At 71.3% G+C, this 17,038-nt stretch carries 14 protein-coding genes and 1 pseudogene; 6 read left to right on the top strand and 9 right to left on the bottom strand.

Annotated elements, in window-relative coordinates; genetic code table 11:
• Positions 1–9: 9 nt before the first annotated feature.
• From ABZ937_RS10565 to ABZ937_RS10590, 6 genes are all read right to left on the bottom strand, one after another.
• A complete protein-coding gene (locus ABZ937_RS10565) occupies positions 10–1,461 on the bottom strand; it encodes an aldehyde dehydrogenase family protein (protein WP_361688669.1) in 1,452 nt (483 codons plus the stop codon).
• A complete protein-coding gene (locus ABZ937_RS10570) occupies positions 1,458–3,188 on the bottom strand; it encodes a D-aminoacylase (protein WP_361688672.1) in 1,731 nt (576 codons plus the stop codon). Before ABZ937_RS10570 ends, ABZ937_RS10565 begins: the two co-directional genes overlap by 4 nt.
• 12 nt (positions 3,189–3,200) lie before the next feature.
• Positions 3,201–4,319, bottom strand: coding sequence for an LLM class flavin-dependent oxidoreductase (locus ABZ937_RS10575; protein WP_361688675.1), 1,119 nt, complete (start codon positions 4,317–4,319; stop codon positions 3,201–3,203).
• A gap of 98 nt (positions 4,320–4,417) precedes the next feature.
• Positions 4,418–5,188: a glucose 1-dehydrogenase gene (locus ABZ937_RS10580; protein ID WP_361688679.1), complete on the bottom strand. Its 771-nt coding sequence runs from the start codon at positions 5,186–5,188 to the stop codon at positions 4,418–4,420.
• 10 nt (positions 5,189–5,198) lie between these two features.
• Positions 5,199–6,113: a TIGR03619 family F420-dependent LLM class oxidoreductase gene (locus ABZ937_RS10585; RefSeq protein ID WP_361689436.1), complete on the bottom strand. Its 915-nt coding sequence runs from the start codon at positions 6,111–6,113 to the stop codon at positions 5,199–5,201.
• A 5-nt stretch (positions 6,114–6,118) separates the two neighbouring features.
• A complete protein-coding gene (locus ABZ937_RS10590; protein ID WP_361688682.1) occupies positions 6,119–7,345 on the bottom strand; it encodes an amidohydrolase family protein in 1,227 nt (408 codons plus the stop codon).
• A gap of 200 nt (positions 7,346–7,545) precedes the next feature.
• On the opposite strand from ABZ937_RS10590, the gene ABZ937_RS10595 reads away from it, so the two are divergent.
• The 3 genes from ABZ937_RS10595 (at position 7,546) to ABZ937_RS10605 (ending at position 11,158) form a co-directional block, all read left to right on the top strand.
• Complete coding sequence (locus ABZ937_RS10595; RefSeq protein WP_361688685.1) at positions 7,546–10,509, top strand: BTAD domain-containing putative transcriptional regulator; 2,964 nt, start codon at positions 7,546–7,548, stop codon at positions 10,507–10,509.
• Between the two features lie 207 nt (positions 10,510–10,716).
• The gene (locus ABZ937_RS10600; protein WP_361688687.1) at positions 10,717–10,905 is read left to right on the top strand and encodes a sigma-like protein; all 189 of its coding nucleotides are present in this window, start codon (positions 10,717–10,719) and stop codon (positions 10,903–10,905) included.
• Positions 10,906–11,002: 97 nt separating this feature from the next.
• A complete protein-coding gene (locus ABZ937_RS10605; protein WP_361688690.1) occupies positions 11,003–11,158 on the top strand; it encodes a hypothetical protein in 156 nt (51 codons plus the stop codon).
• A gap of 62 nt (positions 11,159–11,220) precedes the next feature.
• Here ABZ937_RS10605 and ABZ937_RS10610 read toward each other — a convergent pair whose 3' ends face one another.
• Both ABZ937_RS10610 and ABZ937_RS10615 read right to left on the bottom strand, forming a co-directional pair.
• Positions 11,221–11,616, bottom strand: a complete 396-nt coding sequence (locus ABZ937_RS10610; protein WP_361689439.1) for an ATP-binding protein — start codon at positions 11,614–11,616, stop codon at positions 11,221–11,223.
• Positions 11,614–11,772: pseudogene (locus ABZ937_RS10615) on the bottom strand (ATP-binding protein); the annotation flags it as partial. The gene ABZ937_RS10610 and the pseudogene ABZ937_RS10615, both read right to left, overlap by 3 nt.
• Before the next feature lie 183 nt (positions 11,773–11,955).
• Between ABZ937_RS10615 and ABZ937_RS10620 the strand changes: the two are divergent.
• Genes ABZ937_RS10620 through ABZ937_RS10630 form a run of 3 tightly spaced genes read left to right on the top strand, consistent with a single transcriptional unit; the run spans position 11,956 to position 13,987 of the window.
• Positions 11,956–12,810, top strand: coding sequence for a helix-turn-helix transcriptional regulator (locus tag ABZ937_RS10620; protein ID WP_361688693.1), 855 nt, complete (start codon positions 11,956–11,958; stop codon positions 12,808–12,810).
• On the top strand, positions 12,788–12,994 hold the full coding sequence (locus ABZ937_RS10625; RefSeq protein ID WP_361688696.1) for a DUF397 domain-containing protein: 207 nt from the start codon (positions 12,788–12,790) through the stop codon (positions 12,992–12,994). The genes ABZ937_RS10620 and ABZ937_RS10625 overlap by 23 nt, the downstream gene beginning before the upstream one ends.
• A gap of 57 nt (positions 12,995–13,051) precedes the next feature.
• Positions 13,052–13,987 (top strand): hypothetical protein, encoded by a 936-nt coding sequence (locus ABZ937_RS10630; protein WP_361688699.1) that lies wholly within the window; start codon positions 13,052–13,054, stop codon positions 13,985–13,987.
• 1,389 nt (positions 13,988–15,376) lie between these two features.
• On the opposite strand, the gene ABZ937_RS10635 is transcribed toward ABZ937_RS10630, so the two are convergent.
• Entirely contained in the window at positions 15,377–16,987 is a 1,611-nt protein-coding gene (locus tag ABZ937_RS10635; protein WP_361688702.1) for a FadD3 family acyl-CoA ligase, read from the bottom strand.
• Positions 16,988–17,038 lie beyond the last annotated feature (51 nt).

Genomic DNA, 17,038 nt, shown 5'->3' on the forward strand with positions numbered 1-17,038 from the left:
GTCCTCCGCTCACCCCGGCCACACGATCGCCTGCACCTCGCTGTACGCGTGCAGGGCGTAGGAGCCCACGTCCCGGCCGACTCCGCTCTTCTTGAAGCCGCCGAAGGGTGCCTCCATGTTGCGGCCGACCGTGTTGACGCCGACACCGCCGGCCCGCAGCCGCCGGGCCACCCGGAAGGCGCGGGCCACGTCGCCCGACCAGACGTAGTCGATGAGGCCGTAGTCCGAGTCGTTCGCGAGGGCCACGCCCTCGTCCTCGTCATCGAAGGGGATCACGGCCACCACCGGCCCGAAGATCTCCTCCCGGGCCACCCGCATGTCGTTCGCGCAGTCGGCCAGGAGGGCGGGAGCGACGTAGAACCCGTGCTCCAGAGCCGGGCGTTCACCGCCCACGACCACCGTCGCGCCTTCCTTGCGCCCCAGATCGACGTACGACTCCACGCGCGCCCGGTGCTCGGCGGAGATGAGCGGACCCACGACCGTGTCCGGCTCCCTCGGGTCCCCCACCTTCAACCGGCGCGCGTACCCGGCGAGCTGCTCCACCAGCTGTGCGTACACGCCCCGCTGGGCCAGCACCCGGGTCGGGGCGGTGCAGATCTGGCCGCTGTAGAAGGAGAACGTCGTACCGATCCCGGCCACGGCCGAGGCGAGGTCGGCGTCGTCGAAGACGACCGCCGCCCCCTTCCCGCCCAGCTCCATCAACTGGCGCTTCATGTCCCGCCCGCACACCTCGGCGATCCGCCGGCCGACGGCCGTGGAGCCGGTGAAGCTCACCATGTCGACGTCGTCCGACTCCACCGCCGCCTCGCCCACGGCCACCGAGCGCCCGGAGACGACGTTCACGACCCCCGGCGGCACCCCGGCCGCCTCCAGGGCCTCCGCCATCCGGTAGACGGAAAGGGGGTCCTGCGGGGCGGGCTTCACGACCACCGTGTTGCCCATGGCCAGGGCCGGGGCGATCTTTCCGGCCGGGTTGGCCCACGGGTTGTTGTACGAGGTGACGCAGGTGACGACCCCGACGGGCTGCCGTACCGCCAGCGCGCCCATCACGCCGGCCTTCCCCATCGGCCCGGCCTCGTTGATCTGCGGGGCGACGGCCCACTCCGCGGGCTCGACGCTCGCGTACCGGCGGAAGCGGGCGGCGGCCACCCCGACCTGCATCGCGCGGGCCGTCCCCGTCGTCGCGCCTGTCTCGGCCCGCGCCAGCTCGGCGTACGGGACGAGCCGGCCGCGGATGATCTCCGCGGCCCGCCCGAGCACCGCGGCCCGCTCCTCCGGACTGGTCCGCGACCACGCCCCGAACGCCTCCCGGGCCGCCGCACAGGCCGCGTGCACCTGCTCCACGGAGGCCTCCGGCGCCTGCCCCACCGTCTCCTCGGTGGCCGGGTCGGTCACCGGGTAGTACCCGCCGTCCGGCGCCACCCACTCCCCGCCGACGAACAGCGGCTGCCCCTCGCTCACCGCGTGCTCACCGTCCGCGTGTCCCGCCCGGAGCGCAGCACCCGGCCCGGTACGGCCCCGGTCACCACGTCGTCCCGGATCGCCTCCACCCCGTTGACCCACACGGCCCGCACCCCGATCGCCCGGGAGTCCAGCCGGGGACTGTCCCCCGGCAGGTCGTGCACCAGACGGGCCTGGCCGGCGTCGATCCGCTCCGGGTCGAAGAGGACGAGGTCCGCGTGCCAGCCCTCCTTCACCCGGCCCCGCTCGCGCAGCCCGAAGAGCCGCGCCGGGTCGTCGGTCAGCATCTTCACCGCCTGCTCCAGGCCGACCAGCTTCCGGACGCGCAGACAGTCCCCGAGGAACCGGGTGGTGTACGGGGCCCCGCACATCCGGTCCAGATGGGCGCCCGCGTCCGAGCCGCCGAGCAGGACGTCCTCGTGCTGCCAGGTCTCGGCGCGCAGCGCCCAGGAGGCCGGGTCGTTGTCGCTCGGCATGGGCCACAGCACCGTACGCAGCTCGTCGGCCGCGCAGATCTCCACCAGGCAGGCGAACGGGTCGAGGCCGCGCTCCTCGGCGATGTCCCGCACAACCCGCCCGGTGAGCCCCCGGTTGGCCTCGCTGTAGGTGTCCCCGATGACGTACCGCCCGAAGTCCGCGAGCCGCCGGAACACCCCGGCCTCCTTCGACCGGGCCCGCCGCAGCATCTCCTCCCGTACGCCGGGATCCCGCAGCCGGGCGATGCGCTCGGGCACCGGCAGCCCCAGGACCGGCCCCCATCCCGGTATCAGGTTGAGGGCGCAGAAGGTGCCCAGGGACATGTTCATCGGGGTGAGGATCGGCATGGTGAGCGCGACCACGCGCCCGCCCGCCTTCCGGGCCCGCTCGCTCGCGCTCAGCTGCCGGGGCACCCGCTCGGGGACGGCCGCGTCGACGGTCAGGACGTTCCAGTTGAGCGGCCGCCCGGCCACCGCGCTCATCTCCACCAGCAGATCGATCTCGTCGTCGCTGAACTGGTCCAGGCAGCCCGCGACGATGGCCTCGATCTGCGTCCCCTCGTGCTCCCCGACGGCCCGGGACAGCGCCAGCAGCTCCTCGGGCCGCGCGTGCCGGGAGGCCACGGGCTCCCCGTCCCCGTCGGAGTGCGTACTCGACTGGGTCGTGGACAGGCCCCAGGCGCCGGCCTCCATGGCCTCGTGGAGCAGCCGGAGCATCCGCTCCAGCTGCTCGCCGCTCGGCTGCCCGCCGACGGCCGCCGGCCCCATCACATACCGCCGCAGCGCGCAGTGCCCCACCATGAACCCGGCGTTCACGGCGATCCGCCCCTCCAGGGCGTCCAGGTACTCCCCGAACCCGTGCCAGCTCCAGGGCGCCCCCCGCTCCAGCGCGACCAGGGACATCCCCTCCACCTTGGACATCATCCGCCGCGTGTAGTCGGCGTCCTCGGGGCGGCCGGGGTTGAGGGGCGCGAGGGTGAACCCGCAGTTCCCGGCGGCGACGGTGGTGACGCCGTGGTTGAGCGAGGGCGTGGCGTACGGGTCCCAGAAGAGCTGGGCGTCGTAGTGGGTGTGGGGGTCGACGAAGCCGGGGGCGAGGACGAGACCGGCGGCGTCCTCGGTGGTGCGGGCCGCTTCGCCGGTCTTCCCGATGACGGCGACACGACCGTCCCGGATGCCGACGTCGGCGGTGTAGCCGGCGGCGCCGGTGCCGTCCACGACGGTGACGCCCTTGATCAGGTGGTCCAACACGCCAGGAACCCCCTACACAGCCTGCCGGAACCGGGACGTCCGGTGCACCGGATCCGTGTCGATCTTCGGGATCACCTGCTCACCGATGAGCCGGATCGTCTGCAGCGTCTCCTCCTTCGGCACGCCCACCGGCAGCCCGAAGCTCAGCTGATCGGCGCCGGCCTGCTCCCACCGCTTGCACTGCCGCAGCACCTCGTCCGGATCGCCGCAGATCAGCAGCTCCTCCTCGACGAGGAGTTCCACGAACTCGGGTGTGTACTGCGGCAGCGTCTCCGGCCAGACCGGGAAGCCCTCGGGCCGCGGGAACGTGTCGTGGTACCGGAAGACCAGCGAGGGCAGATAGTGCAGCCCGCCGTTGACGGCGATCTCGATCGCCTCGGCGTGCGTCGGCGCGCAGATGGCCGTGGTCGTGACCATCACGTTGTCGTTGACGAAGTCCCCGACCGGCTCGGCGTCCACGATCGCCGTCTTGTACTGCTCCAGCACCCACTCCATGTCGGAGACCTTCTGGATGCTGAAGCCGAGCACCCCGAGCCCCTTCTTCGCGGCCATGGCGTACGACGGCGGGGACCCGGCCGCGTACCACATCGCCGGGTGCGACTTCCCGTACGGCTTCGGCAGGACCTTCCGCGGCGGCAGCTGCCAGTGCTTGCCCTGGAAGCCGGCGTACTCGTCCTGGAGCCACATCTTCGGGAACTCGGCGATGGTCTCCTCCCAGATCTCCTTCGTGTGGTTCATGTCGGTGATGCCGGGCAGGAAGCCGAGGATCTCGTGCGACCCGGCTCCCCGCCCGCTGCCGAACTCGAAGCGCCCCTCGCTGAGGTGGTCCAGCATGGCGACCTTCTCGGCGACCTTCACCGGGTGGTTGACCTGGGCGAGCGGGTTGAAGATCCCCGACCCCAGATGGATCCGCTCCGTCGCGTGCGCCAAGTACCCGAGGAAGACGTCGTTGGCGGAGAGGTGCGAGTACTCCTCCAGGAAGTGGTGCTCGGAGGCCCAGGCGTACTTGAAGCCGGACTTGTCCGCCTGGATGACGTACTCGGTCTCCTCCATCAGCGCCTTGTGCTCGGCCAGCGGGTCGGTCTCGGCGCGCTTGCCCACGTACCCCTGTACAAAGAGCCCGAATTCCACGGCGGTTCACCATCCTCAGTTTTCTGACGCCCCGTCAGCTCTGCTCTGTCGGCCGACTGTCGCACCGGCCGCCGTGACCGTCAATAGCTGACGGCCAGTCAGATAACCGAGACCCCCGCCAGCCATCCGCCGTCGATCACGAACGGCTGCCCGGTGATGTACGAGGAGTCGTCCGAGGTCAGGAAGAGGGCGAGCCGGGCCACCTCCTCCGGCTGCCCGACCCGGCCGAGCGGCACGAGCTTGCGGTACAGCTCGTCCAGGGCCCGGCTCATCTCCTCCGGGTCGGCGTCCGGATCCAGCCGGGCCGGATTGGACATCGCGGTGTCGATGGCACCGGGGCAGACGGCGTTCACCCGGATCCGCCGGCCCGCCAGCTCCAGCGCGGCCACCCGGGTCAGCCCGAGCACGGCGTGCTTGGTCGCGGCGTACGTGCCCACGGCCGCCATCCCGGTGAGCGCGGTGTAGGAGGCGGTGTTGACGATGGTCCCGCCGTCCGCCATCTCCGGCACCACGGCCTTCATGCCCAGGAAGCAGCCGACCTGGTTGACCTGCACGACGTGCATGAACTCGTCCAGCGGGGTGTCCACCAGGGCGTTGAAGCGCAGGATGCCCGCGTTGTTGACCAGCCCGTCGATGTGCCCGTACGCCTGCTTGGCGGCGGCCACGGCGGCCCGCCAGCCGTCCTCCGTACCCACGTCCAGATGGACGTACAGCGCGCCTATCTCCTTCGCGAGCGCCTCCCCCTGCTCGTCCAGCACATCGGCGACGACGACCCGCGCGCCCTCCGCCCGGAAGAGCCGGGCCTCCTGCTCGCCCTGCCCGCGCGCCGCCCCGGTGACGATCACGACGCGTCCGTCCAGCTTGCCCATGCCGTACTCCTCAGAGGTCAGGGGCCACTTCGGCTCCGAAGGCCGCCATCTGGTCGGTGAGTTCGGCGCGGCTCCGGCTGCGGAACCGCACCTGGATCTGGTCCACGCCCAGCGCCCGGTAGGCGCGCAGCGACTCGGCGATCTCCTCCGGCGGCCCGGTGAGGGTGCGCCGGCCGGGGTTCCAGCCGGGCCGGCCGACGTACAGCGGCTCGGCGATGGCGCCGATGGTGCAGGGCGCCTCGATGCCCGCCTCCTCCCGCAGGGCCTTGAGGCGGGCGATCTGCGCGGGCAGCCGCTCCCGCGGATCCCCCTGCGGCAGCCAGCCGTCGCCCTTCAGCGCGGCCCGGCGGACGGCGGCGGGCGAGGAGCCGCCGACCCAGACGGGGACGTGCTCCTGCGCGGGCCGGGGCCGCTGCCCCAGGTCGGCGAAGTCGTACAGCTTGCCGTGGTGCTCGGGGAACTCCTCGGGCCCGAGGGCGGCCCGCAGCGCGTCCATCACCTCGTCGAGGACGGCCCCGCGCCGCTCGAAGTCGACGTGCAGCGCCTCGAACTCCTCCCGCACGTGCCCGGCCCCGACCCCGAGGACGAGGCGCCCGCCGGAGAGCTGGTCGAGGGTGGCGTACTGCTTGGCGGTGAGGAGCGGATGCCGGAGCCCGACGACGGCCACATGGCTGAGCAGCCGTACGCGCTCGGTGACGGCGGCGAGGTGGGCGAGGGTGGCCACCGGGTCGTACCAGACCGTGCTCATGACCGGGGCCAGCCGGCGCGGGACGGCGACGTGATCGCAGCAGGCGATGTACGCGAACCCCGCCGCGTCGGCCGCCCGCGCGACGGCGACCAGGTCCTCGGGCCCCGCCCCGGTCTCCCAGGCCTCGGTATACAGCGTGCTCTGCGACTGCACCGGCAGCTGGATGCCGTACGACAGGGCGCTCACGCCCGCCACAGCCCTTCCGCGGTGAGCCCGAGCAGCTCGATGGCGTTGCCCCGGACGATCCGCTCGACCACGTCCGCCGCCAGGTGCCCCATCTGCGCCTCGCCGACCTCGCGGGACTTGGGCCAGGTGGAGTCGGAGTGCGGGTAGTCGGTCTCGTACAGGACGTTGCCGACGCCGATGGCGTCCAGGTTCCTGAGCCCGAAGGCGTCGTCGAAGAAGCAGCCGTAGACGTGCTCGGCGAACAGCTCGGACGGCGGCCGGTGCACCTTGTCGGCGACCCCGCCCCACCCCCGGTTCTCCTCCCACACCACGTCCGCGCGCTCAAGGATGTAGGGAATCCACCCGATCTGCCCTTCCGCATACATGACCCGGAGGTTCGGGAAGCGCTCGAACTTCCCGCTCATCAGCCAGTCGACCATCGAGAAGCAGCAGTTGGCGAAGGTGATGGCGGAGCCGACGGCGGGCGGAGCGTCGGCGGAGGTGGACGGCATCCGGCTGGACGACCCGATGTGCATGGCGACGACCGTGCCGGTCTCGTCGCAGGCGGCGAGGAACGGGTCCCAGTCGTCGGTGTGGACGGACGGCAGCCCCAGGTGCGGCGGAATCTCGGAGAACGCGACGGCCCGGACGCCGCGCCCGGCGTTCCGCCGCACCTCCTGTGCGGCCAGGTGGGCGTCCCAGAGGGGTATGAGGGTGAGCGGTATGAGCCGCCCCCGCGCCTCGGGCCCGCACCACTCCTCCACCATCCAGTCGTTGTAGGCGCGGACGCAGAGCAGCGCGAGTTCCCTGTCGGCCGCCTCCGTGAACGTCTGCCCGCAGAACCGGGGGAAGGTGGGGAAACACAGCGCCGACTGCACATGGTTGACGTCCATGTCGGCGAGGCGGGCGGGCACGTCGTACGACCCGGCCCGCATCTGCTCGTACGTGATGACTTCGAGCTTCACCTCGTCCCGGGCGCAGCCGACGGCGGTGTCGAGACGGGTGAGGGGGCGTCGCAGGTCTTCATAGACCCACCAGTCGCCGAGGGGCCCGTCGGTGCTGCCGGGTTCGCCCATGACGGGCTTGAAGCGACCCCCCAGGAAGGTCATCTCCTTCAACGGCGCACGCACGATCCGCGGCGCCACGTCCCGGTACTTCCTCGGCAGCCGGTCCTGCCACACGCCGGCGGGCTCAACGGTGTGGTCGTCGACGGAGATGATCAGCGGGAACTGTGTGGTCTCCATGCGGTTCACGGTAGCGCCGATCTGACGGTGCGTCAGCTACTGGTGTAGGGCGACCGGCGTGCGGAGAGGTTGTGAGGGTCGTGTGGACCCAGGTGCGGCCCTCTGTGATCGGCTGTGATCGGCGTCTCGCACGGCTGACGCAACCGCCCGGAACAAGGCAAACTGACGGGGTTGTTCGTGACGCCGAGGGGGACGAACGCATGGACGGTGGACCGCGAGTGCCGGAACAGCGGCGCGCCGACTCCGTGACCATCGCGGAGCCGGCGGCGTTGCGCTTCGGCGTACTCGGTCCCGTGCGGGCCTGGCGCGGCGAGGAGGCGCTCCCCACGGGCTCCCCCCAGCAGCGCGCCCTGCTGGCCGCACTGCTGCTGCGGGAGGGCCGTACGGCCACCGCGGCGGAGCTGATCGACGCGCTGTGGGGGTCCGAGCCGCCGTCCCAGGCACTGGCTGCGGTCCGCACCTACGCCTCCCGGCTCCGCAAGATCCTCGACGCCGGGGTCCTGGTCAGCGAGTCCGGCGGCTACGCGGTGCGTGCACCGGGCGAGGGTGCGCTGGACCTGGCGGTGGCACAGGAGCTGGCGGCGGAGGCGGAGAAGGCGCGGGGGGCGGGTGATCTGGGCCGGGCCCGTTCCCTGCTCAACGAGGCCCTCGACCTGTGGGACGGCGAACCCCTGGCCGGCGTCCCCGGCCCGTACGCGGAGGGCCAGCGGGCCCGCCTGGAGGAGTGGCGCCTCGGCCTCCTGGAGTCCCGCCTGGACCTGGACCTGGAACAGGGCTGCCACGCGGAGGCGGTCTCGGAACTCACGGCTCTGACGGCGGCGCACCCGCTCCGGGAGCGGTTGCGGGAGTTGCTGATGCTGGCGCTGTACCGCAGCGGTCGCCAGGCGGAGGCGCTGGCGGTGTACGCCGACACCCGCCGCCTGCTGGCGGAGGAGCTGGGGGTGGATCCGCGACCGGGCCTTCGGGAGCTCCAGCAACGCATCCTCCAGGCGGACCCGGCCCTGGCGGAACCCTCGGCACCGGTGACGGAACCGTCAGTTGCACAGGTGCGCCCGGCGCAGCTCCCTGCGTCCGTTCCCGACTTCACGGGCCGCTCCTCCTTCGTGGCCGAGCTGAGCGAGGTGCTGTCCTCCGCGTCCGAGGCGGAGGGCCGGGTGATGGCGGTGTCGGCGCTGGCCGGGATCGGCGGGGTGGGCAAGACGACCCTGGCGGTGCACGTGGCGCATCGAGCGAGGCCGGCCTTCCCCGACGGCCAGCTGTACGTGGACCTCCAGGGGGCCGGGCCGCGCCCGGCCGAACCGGAGACGGTCCTCGGCTCCTTCCTGCGCGCACTGGGCACGGCGGACACGGCGATCCCGGACAGCCTGGAGGAACGGGCGGCGCTGTACCGCTCGGTCCTGGACGGCCGCCGGGTCCTGGTCCTGCTGGACAACGCGAAGGACGCGGCGCAGGTACGACCGCTGCTGCCGGGGACGGAAGGCTGCGCGGCGCTGGTCACCTCCCGGGTCCGCATGCTGGACCTGGCCGGAGCCCACCTGGTCGACCTGGACGTGATGTCCCCGGAGGAGGCGCTGGCCCTCTTCACGAAGATCGTGGGCGAGGAGCGGGTGGCGGCGGAGCGGGAGGCCGCGCTGGACGTGGTCGCGGCGTGCGGCTTCCTGCCGTTGGCGATCCGCATCGCGGCGTCCCGCCTGGCGGCACGGCGCACGTGGACGGTGTCGGTCCTGGCGGCGAAGCTGGCGGACGAACGGCGCCGGCTGGACGAGCTGCAGGCGGGCGACCTGGCGGTGAAGGCGACGTTCGAGCTGGGGTACGGGCAGCTGGAACCGGCGCAGGCCCGGGCGTTCCGGTTGCTGGGGCTGGCGGACGGGCCGGACATCTCCCTGGCGGCAGCGGCCGCGGTCCTGGACCTGCCTGCGGGGGAGACGGAGGACCTGCTGGAGCCCTTGGTCGACACGTCCCTGCTGGAGTCTGCGGCGCCTGGGCGGTACCGGTTCCATGACCTTGTCCGGCTTTATGCACGGGCTTGCGCGGAGAGGGATGAGTGGCCGCCTAGTGAGAGGGGGGCGGCTATGTCTCGGTTGCTGGACTTTTATTTGGGTACGGCGGCCAGAGTCTTCGCTATCGAGCGGCCAGGGGATCGGCTGGCCGATCATCTTGAGGCGACGGAGTACGCCGGGCTGGACTTCACTGATCGTCAATCTGCCCTCGACTGGCTCTACTCCGAGGCAAACTGTCTGCTTGCATGCGCGCGCCAGGCCCTCAGCGATGGTCGGCTCCGTCGGGGCGTGGATCTGCTCTGGGCAGCCAAGGACCTGAGTGAGTCCGGAGCCAACTCGAAGCAGTACGAGTCCGTCGCACTTGCCGCGAGAGACGCTGCCGCCATCGCCGGGGACGAGCGCGCGGAAGGACGCGCTCGTACGGTGCTGACCAACGTGCACCTGGTAGCCGGGCGCTACAACGACGCCGAGGACGAGGCGTGCCGAGCCGTGTCGCTCGCCGGGGAAATCGGTGATCTCATCCCGCTCTACTGGGCCAGCAACGACCGCGGGATCATCGCTCTCATCGAGGGCCGCTACGCGGATGCCGAACAGCACCTGCTCTCCGCTATCGAAGGCTCCGGGGCCGATGGCAACCACCCCCTGAAGGCAAGCGCGCTGTGCAACCTGTCCCGCGTGCATCTGGCAATGGGCCGCACCTCCCGTGCCATCGCACTCGCGCAGGAGGGGATCACCATCTATGACCGCCTGGGTCTGACGCTGCGGCTGGCCAACGCGCGCTACGCCCTCGGAATTGCCCTCACCGAGGCGGGGCGAACGGTTGACGCATTGAAGGAACTGACCGAGGCGCTCCAGATGTTCGAGACGAACCGACAGCGTCTCTGGGAGGGAACGACTCACTTCCGCATCGCCCAAGCCCACGTCGCCGGGCGGCAGCCCGCCAAGGCCGCACAACACGCCGAGCAGGCCCTCGCAATAGGGTGCATCGGGGGCGACCGGATCCGTGCCGAGGTTCTGACCACCCTCGGGCACTCGCTGCAAGGCCTCGGTCAGGTCGACCGGTCCCGTGTGTGCTGGCAGGAAGCTCTGACCCTCTACGAACAGGCCGGCGCCGCGGAGGCCGACGTCGTACGGCGTCTGTTGACTCCGGCATCCGTGGCCTGAGGTCACGGACCGCCCGCGACGTTCATCGATTGTTTATTCCGCACTGTCATGCTCAGCGCACCGATCCGTCGCGTCGGGGGGCACACGGATCAACGGGGGTTTCGCCGCCTAGGGTGAGATCCCGAACGGCCCTATCCGGCAGCCCGCGGGGGAGTTGCCGGATAGGGCCTCCCACAGATCCATTCGACCCAGGGGAGGGTCCGCACCATGAGCGACGCCAAGAAGAGCCAGGACGAAGAAATCGTCACCCTGGACAACCATGCGCCCGCACCGCCGGCCGGCGACACGATCACCACGCTCGACAACCACGCACCCGCGCCGCCGGCGGGCGACACGATCATCACGCTCGACAACCACGCACCGGTCCCGCCCGCCCTGGACCTGAACGGTAAGTAAGCCACACCTCCGAGCGGGGGGATCGGCCGCGGCGGCGCGGAGGGGGAGCCGTCGCGGCCGAGGTGTATCGGTACCGGTTCAACAACGGGAGGACGTTATGACGCTCACCAAGAAGATCGTGGCCACCGCCGCACTGATCCTCGGCGCCACCGCCGCTGCGGCGAGCCCGGCGCTGGCCGACAGCCACATGCCCGTGAGCCCGGAGAACAGCCACGCCACGGTCGTCTCCCCGCTGGACCAGCACACCCCCTGACAGGGCACATCTCCGACAAGGGGCCGGGCGGAAGCTCGGCCCCTTGTCGTGTCACTGGGCCCTCACTCCGACTGCGCCAGCTCGCACCACACCGTCTTCTCCACCCCCTGCTCCACACCCCACCGCACCGTCACCGCATCGATCAGGGCGAGGCCGCGGCCGGTCTCATCGTCGGCTGTGGCAGGCACAGGTACCGGGAGCGCCCCCGCCTCCGGGTCGGTGACCTCGATGCGGATGCGCCCGCCGTCCGTCCGTCCCACCCGTAGACGGACACAAACCCCCTCCCCCACATGCCGGATGACGTTGCCGACGAGTTCGGTGACGCACAGCTGGACGTCGGCACAGGGCGCGTCCAAGTAGCGGCGGACAGTGCGGCGCAGCCCCTGGAGTGCCTTCGGTACGGCGATGACCTCGACGTCCAGAGGCGGCCGGCTTCGCGCAAGTCCCGCGCCTCGCAAGGCCTTCGCCAGCCTGTATGCCGTCGCCGTGTTGCAGTTGCCGAGCGCGACCAGGCCGGCCGGCGGCTGGTACGTGCCCGCGAAGCTCGGCAGGTCCACCCGGAGGGACGGCAGCGTGATGCCGTGAGCGGAGAGGGCGTCGCGCAGGTCTTCCAGGCAGAGGGTGGTGTCGTAGAGGGAGTTGGCGGGGTGGGCGGAGGGGGGATTCGAGGACGACACGGTTGCGTACGCCTTCCTGTGCTCTCTGTGACGTAACAGTCACACAGTGCCGCCCTAGTCGGTACCTTGCGAAGAGGTTTCGGCTGCGCAAGCGCGACTGGCAAACGGCGGTGATGAGTTGTGCCCCCACGGAAAGACCCCGACGCGTCGGCGAACGTTCCCTCCTTCTACGGCGCTGAGTTGCGCTATCAGCGCGAGCGGGCCGGACTGACGCTGGAGCAACTGGCCGAGGGCAGCTTCCGGGGCATCTCCTTCCTCAGTCAGATCGAGCGCGGGGAACGGGGGATGCCGATGGATCTGGCCCGGCATGTGGACAAGCGGCTGGGCACGGACGGGTTTTTCGAGCGGCGATGTGAAGACGCCGCCAGGGCGCGGAGGGTGGGGCACCCGCTCTACTTCGCGGACGTGCCGGACCTGGAGAAGCAGGCGGACACGCTGGAGGAGTGGGCGCCCAACGTCATCCCCGGGCTTCTACAGATCGAGCCCTACATGCGGGTCCTTATGCGCCATGGCGAGCCGTCGCCGACACGGGACCTGATCGAGGAGCGTGTCCGCGCGCGATTGAAGCGTGCGGAGCTGTGGAACCGCGCGGACCGACCTGTCTACTGGGCGATCCTCCGCGAGGCGGTCTTTCGGAATCCGCTACTCCCCCCGGAGGAGATGGCCGAACAGTTGGAGCACATCCTCGACGTGGTCCAGTCCACGGATAGCGTTTTGCAGGTCGTCCCGCAAACGACCGCCGCGCACCCCCTCATGTACGGCATGGCCAAGATCATGACCTTCCCTGACGCACCGCCGCTGGTGTGGACGGAGGGCAACTTCGACGGGCAGATTGTCGACTATCCAGCCCTCGTGAAGGATTACCGCAGGTCCTACGATCTGCTCAGGGCCGTCGCACTTCCGCCTGAGGCGTCCCTGGCCTTGATCGAAAAAGCAGCGAGGGACTACAGACATGAAGCGCAGCAAGGGGATTGACCTGAGTTCTGTCACCTGGCGCAAGAGCAGCTACAGCAACGGACAAGGCGCCGACTGCGTCGAAGTCGCCGACAACGTCCCCGGCGTCATCCCCGTCCGCGACTCCAAGAAGCCCCAGGACGGACCCGTACTCCTCTTCCGCCCCCTCCCCTGGAGCACCTTCCTCAGCTCGCTGAAGGGCTGACCCACCCGGTTATCCACAGGGCAAGCGGCAGGTCACGAATTCTGCGATCTTGCGTGGGTGGAGCGAAGGGACTTGAGGGCGCTGGCGGACAGGGGCGTCCTGCTCACCGCACGTGCCGTCGAGGCCGGCTGGCCCCGGCGTAGCCTGACGCGTGCGCTGCGCGCGGAGGGGTGGACGCAGCTCCGACACGGCGCCTGGGCCGAGCCGGGGCGCGACCCGGACCTGTTCGCTCACCTCCGGGCCGTCCAGCTCCGCGTACCGCAGCTCGTTGTGAGCCACGGTTCGGCAGCCGCCCTCTGGCGGATCGAGCTGCTCGGCGGTAGCCGCAAGGCGTCGCTGGACTTCATCGACCCACACCTCGGTATCCACCGCCTGGGCAGCGGCGTGCGCGTGCACCGGATGCCGCTCAGCAGAGGTGACGTGCTGGAAAGGCAGGGGCTACGGCTCACCACTCCCACCCGCACGTGCGCCGACCTCCTCCGGCGCGGCCCCAGGGACCTGGCGGTCGTCGCCGTGGACTCGGCCCTGACCTACCGCAGGGTCGGACGAGTCCGGCGCGCGCCGCTGGTCCGGAAGGACGAGATCACCGCCGCGCTGGGGAAGGCCTCGCTGGGGTCGGTCCGGGCCCTGAACTGGCTCCGACTGACCGACCCACTCGCCGGCTCCCCCGCCGAGACGGTTGCCCGGCTGCGCATGTACGACGCCGATCTGCACCCCGAGAGCCAAGCCGAGCTGCGTACACCGGACGGCAGCCGCCGTGTCGTGGACTTCCTCTTCAGGGCGGCAGGGCTCGGCGTGGAGATCGAAGGGTACGCCTACCACGGCAGCCGTGAAGCCCATCGTCGCGACATCGCTCGGTACAACCAGCTCCTCCGCTGCCCCGAGATCCGCAGCCTCCTCCGCTTCAGCGCCGAGGACGTTTTCGGGCGGCCTGGGTACATGCTCGCGGAGATCAAGGCCACCCTGGCTTCTCTGACCGGCGATTCCAAGTGACCGTTGGGCCGCTCGCTTCTCGGCCAGTGTCGGGCTTCCGCGAGGTGAGTCAAGGGCGCTCCCGTTCCGCTGCGCTCCACTCCCGCGTCGGCTCCGCCGATGGCCCTCCGGGCCACCCTTGACACACCTCGCTCCAGCCCGGGTAAGAAGCGAGCGAGCGGCCCGGAAAGGCGGTGGCCCTGACCGGCACCGGGCCCTGGGGTGGGTCGAGTGCGTGGCGTCGGCTGGGGTACGCGACCGCGCCTCGCATGGACGCCGGGTGGGATCGGCGGCTGCGGGCGGCGGGTGGGTGCGCGGTCGCGTCTCGCCAGCACGCCGGGGCGGCTTAGCGGCGAGCGGTGGGCCGTGGGTGCGCGGTCTCGCCTCGCATGGACGCCGGGCCGGTTTGGCGGCGAGCGGCGGGTGGTGGGTGCGCGGTCTCGCCTCGCCTGCACGCCGGGTGGGATCGGCGGCTCTCCCTCGTCGTCATGGGGCCTCACTGGCGCCTTCCAAGGAGGGATTGGCGGATCTGGGCCAGCCAGAGGCGGCAATGCGCAAGGCAGGCGAGGAGGGATAGCCGATGAAGGTGGCCCAAGTCCGCCAATCACGGCTGTCGTGTGACGTGAGGGGCTGATGGGACGCCCGGCGGGCCGCCAAGCCCGCCCGGCATCCATGCGAGGCGCGGTGGCGCACCCGCCCAACCGCCGCAAGACGCCAAACCCACGCGGCCTCCATCCGAGGCCCGACCGCGCACTCCGCCACCCACCGCTCGCCGCCACGCCGACCCGGCGTGCAGGCCACACGCGACCGCGCCCCCACCCGCAGCCCGCAGCCGCCAACCCCACCCGGCGTCCATGCCACACCCGACCGCGCACCAGGCCACGGCCGCAAGACGCTAAGCCGACCCGGCGTCCATGCGAGGCGCGACCGCGCACCCACGGCCCACCGCTCGCCGCTGAGCCGACCCGGCGTGCAGGCGAGGCGCGACCGCGCACCACCCACCGGCCGCAAGACGCTGAGCCGACCCGGCGTGCAGGCCACCCGCGACCGCGCCCCACCCGCAGCCCGCAGCCGCCAAACCCACCCGGCGTCCATGCGAGACGCGCCCGCGCACCACCCACCGGCCGCAAGACGCTAAGCCGACCCGGCGTGCAGGCGAGACGCGACCGCGCCCCCCTCCCCACGATGCGAACGCAGCCGACCCAAGGGGCCAACGGACCTCAGCCGGCCACTTTCCCCGGGCTGCCCGCTCGCTTCTCACCCGGGCTGGAGCGAGGTGTGTCAAGGGTGGCCCGAAGGGCCATCGGCGGAGCCGACGCGGGAGTGGAGCGCAGCGGAACGGGAGCGCCCTTGACTCACCTCGCGGAAGCCCGACACTGACCGAGAAGCGGGCGGCCCCACGGTCACCTATCAGCGCCGGGGCAGGTCAGTTCCCCTCAACTCCCCCTTCAGTACCTTCCCGCTCGCGTTCCTCGGCAGCGTCGGCACGAACTCCACCGACCTCGGGACCTTGTAGTTCGCCATTTCTCGGCGGGACCAGGCGATCAGGTCGTCCGCGGTGAGGAGCGAGCCCGGTCTGCGGACCACGAACGCCTTGCCGACCTCCCCGAGCCGTGTGTCCGGTACGCCGATCACCGCGACGTCGGCCACGTCCGGGTGTACGCCCAGCAGTTGCTCTATCTCCGCCGGGTACGCGTTGAAGCCGCCGACTATGAACATGTCCTTGATGCGGTCCGTGATGCGCAAGTTGCCGGATGAGTCCAGGACGCCCACGTCACCCGTGCTCAGCCAGCCGTCCGCCGTCATCGCCTCGGCCGTCGCCGCGGGGTCGGCGTAGTAGCCCCGCATGACGTTGAAGCCGCGGACCTGGACCTCCCCGGGCGTGCCGGGCGGCACCCGCAAGCCCTCGGCGTCGACGACCCTCACCTCCGTACCCGGAATCGCGCGGCCCGAGGTGGACGCGATCAGGGTCGGGTCGTCGCCTCGGCGGCACATCGTGACGATGCCGGTCGCCTCCGAGAGGCCGTACGCCGTGAGGACCGTGGCGACTCCCAGTTCGGCCCGCAGGCGCTCCACCAGTCGCAACGGCACCACCGCTGCTCCCGTCACCACCAGGCGCAGGGCCGACAGGTCGTGGGAAGCCCGGGAAGGGTGGTCCAGCAGGGACTGGTGGAGTGTCGGGGGGCCCGGCAGGACCGAGATCCGTTCCGCCGCCATGTTCGCCAGGGCCGTGTCCACGTTGAACACCGGCTGCGGGATCATCGTCGCCCCGCGCATCAGGCAGGCGATCACCCCGGCCTTGTAGCCGAAGGTGTGGAAGAAGGGGTTGACGATGAGGTAGCGGTCGGTGTGGCGCAGGCCTGCCAGGTCGGCCCAGATGTCGTAGGCGCGCAGGGTCTGGCCGTGCGTGATCACCGCGCCCTTGGGGCGGCCCGTCGTACCCGAGGTGTAGGTGATGTCCGAGACGGATGCGCTCGACAGCTGGTCCGCCCGGGCGCGCACGTCCGCCGGCGGCACCGCGTCTCCCGCCGCCAGGAACTCCTTCCACGTGTGGAAGTGGGGTGGCGCGTCCTCCGACAGGACCACGACCTGCTCCAGCTCCGGCAGTCCGGGCAGGGGACTCCGGCCGGACGGTACGCCCTCGCCGGCCGCCCTCCGCAGGGACGCCACGTACGACGTGCCCAGGAAGGTGCCCGTCACGAACAGCAGCCTCGCCCCGCTCCGGTGCAGTACGTCCGCCGCCTCGCCGCCCTTGAAGCGCGTGTTCAGCGGTACCAGCACCGCCCCCGCCGTCACCGCTCCCAACGCCGCCGTGATCCAGTCCAGGGAGTTGGGGGCCCAGACCGCCACCCGGTCGCCCAGCTCCAGCCCGGCGGCCAGGCAGGATGCCGCCGCGCGTTCGACGCGGGCGCCCAGTTCCGCGTAGGTGATCCGGGTGCGGCCGTCCACCACGGCCTCCGTGTCCGCGTACCGGGCGGCCGCCGATCGCACCAGTTCCGGGATGGTCTCCCATGACGTCACGGCCCAGCCTCCCGCAAGAAGGAACCCAGTAGCTGACTCTCCGTCAGATTA

Origin of the sequence: Streptomyces sp. NPDC046727, from assembly GCF_040645635.1 — a bacterium.
Classification (GTDB): Bacteria; Actinomycetota; Actinomycetes; order Streptomycetales; family Streptomycetaceae; genus Streptomyces.

Bases quoted from the DNA above. Each gene is read 5' to 3' on its own strand.
- ABZ937_RS10580 (WP_361688679.1), bottom strand. From the start codon at position 5,188: ATGGGCAAGCTGGACGGACGCGTCGTGATCGTCACCGGGGCGGCGCGC.
- ABZ937_RS10590 (WP_361688682.1), bottom strand. From the start codon at position 7,345: ATGGAGACCACACAGTTCCCGCTGATCATCTCCGTCGACGACCACACC.
- ABZ937_RS10595 (WP_361688685.1), top strand. From the start codon at position 7,546: ATGGACGGTGGACCGCGAGTGCCGGAACAGCGGCGCGCCGACTCCGTG.
- ABZ937_RS10600 (WP_361688687.1), top strand. From the start codon at position 10,717: ATGAGCGACGCCAAGAAGAGCCAGGACGAAGAAATCGTCACCCTGGAC.
- ABZ937_RS10605 (WP_361688690.1), top strand. From the start codon at position 11,003: ATGACGCTCACCAAGAAGATCGTGGCCACCGCCGCACTGATCCTCGGC.
- ABZ937_RS10625 (WP_361688696.1), top strand. From the start codon at position 12,788: ATGAAGCGCAGCAAGGGGATTGACCTGAGTTCTGTCACCTGGCGCAAG.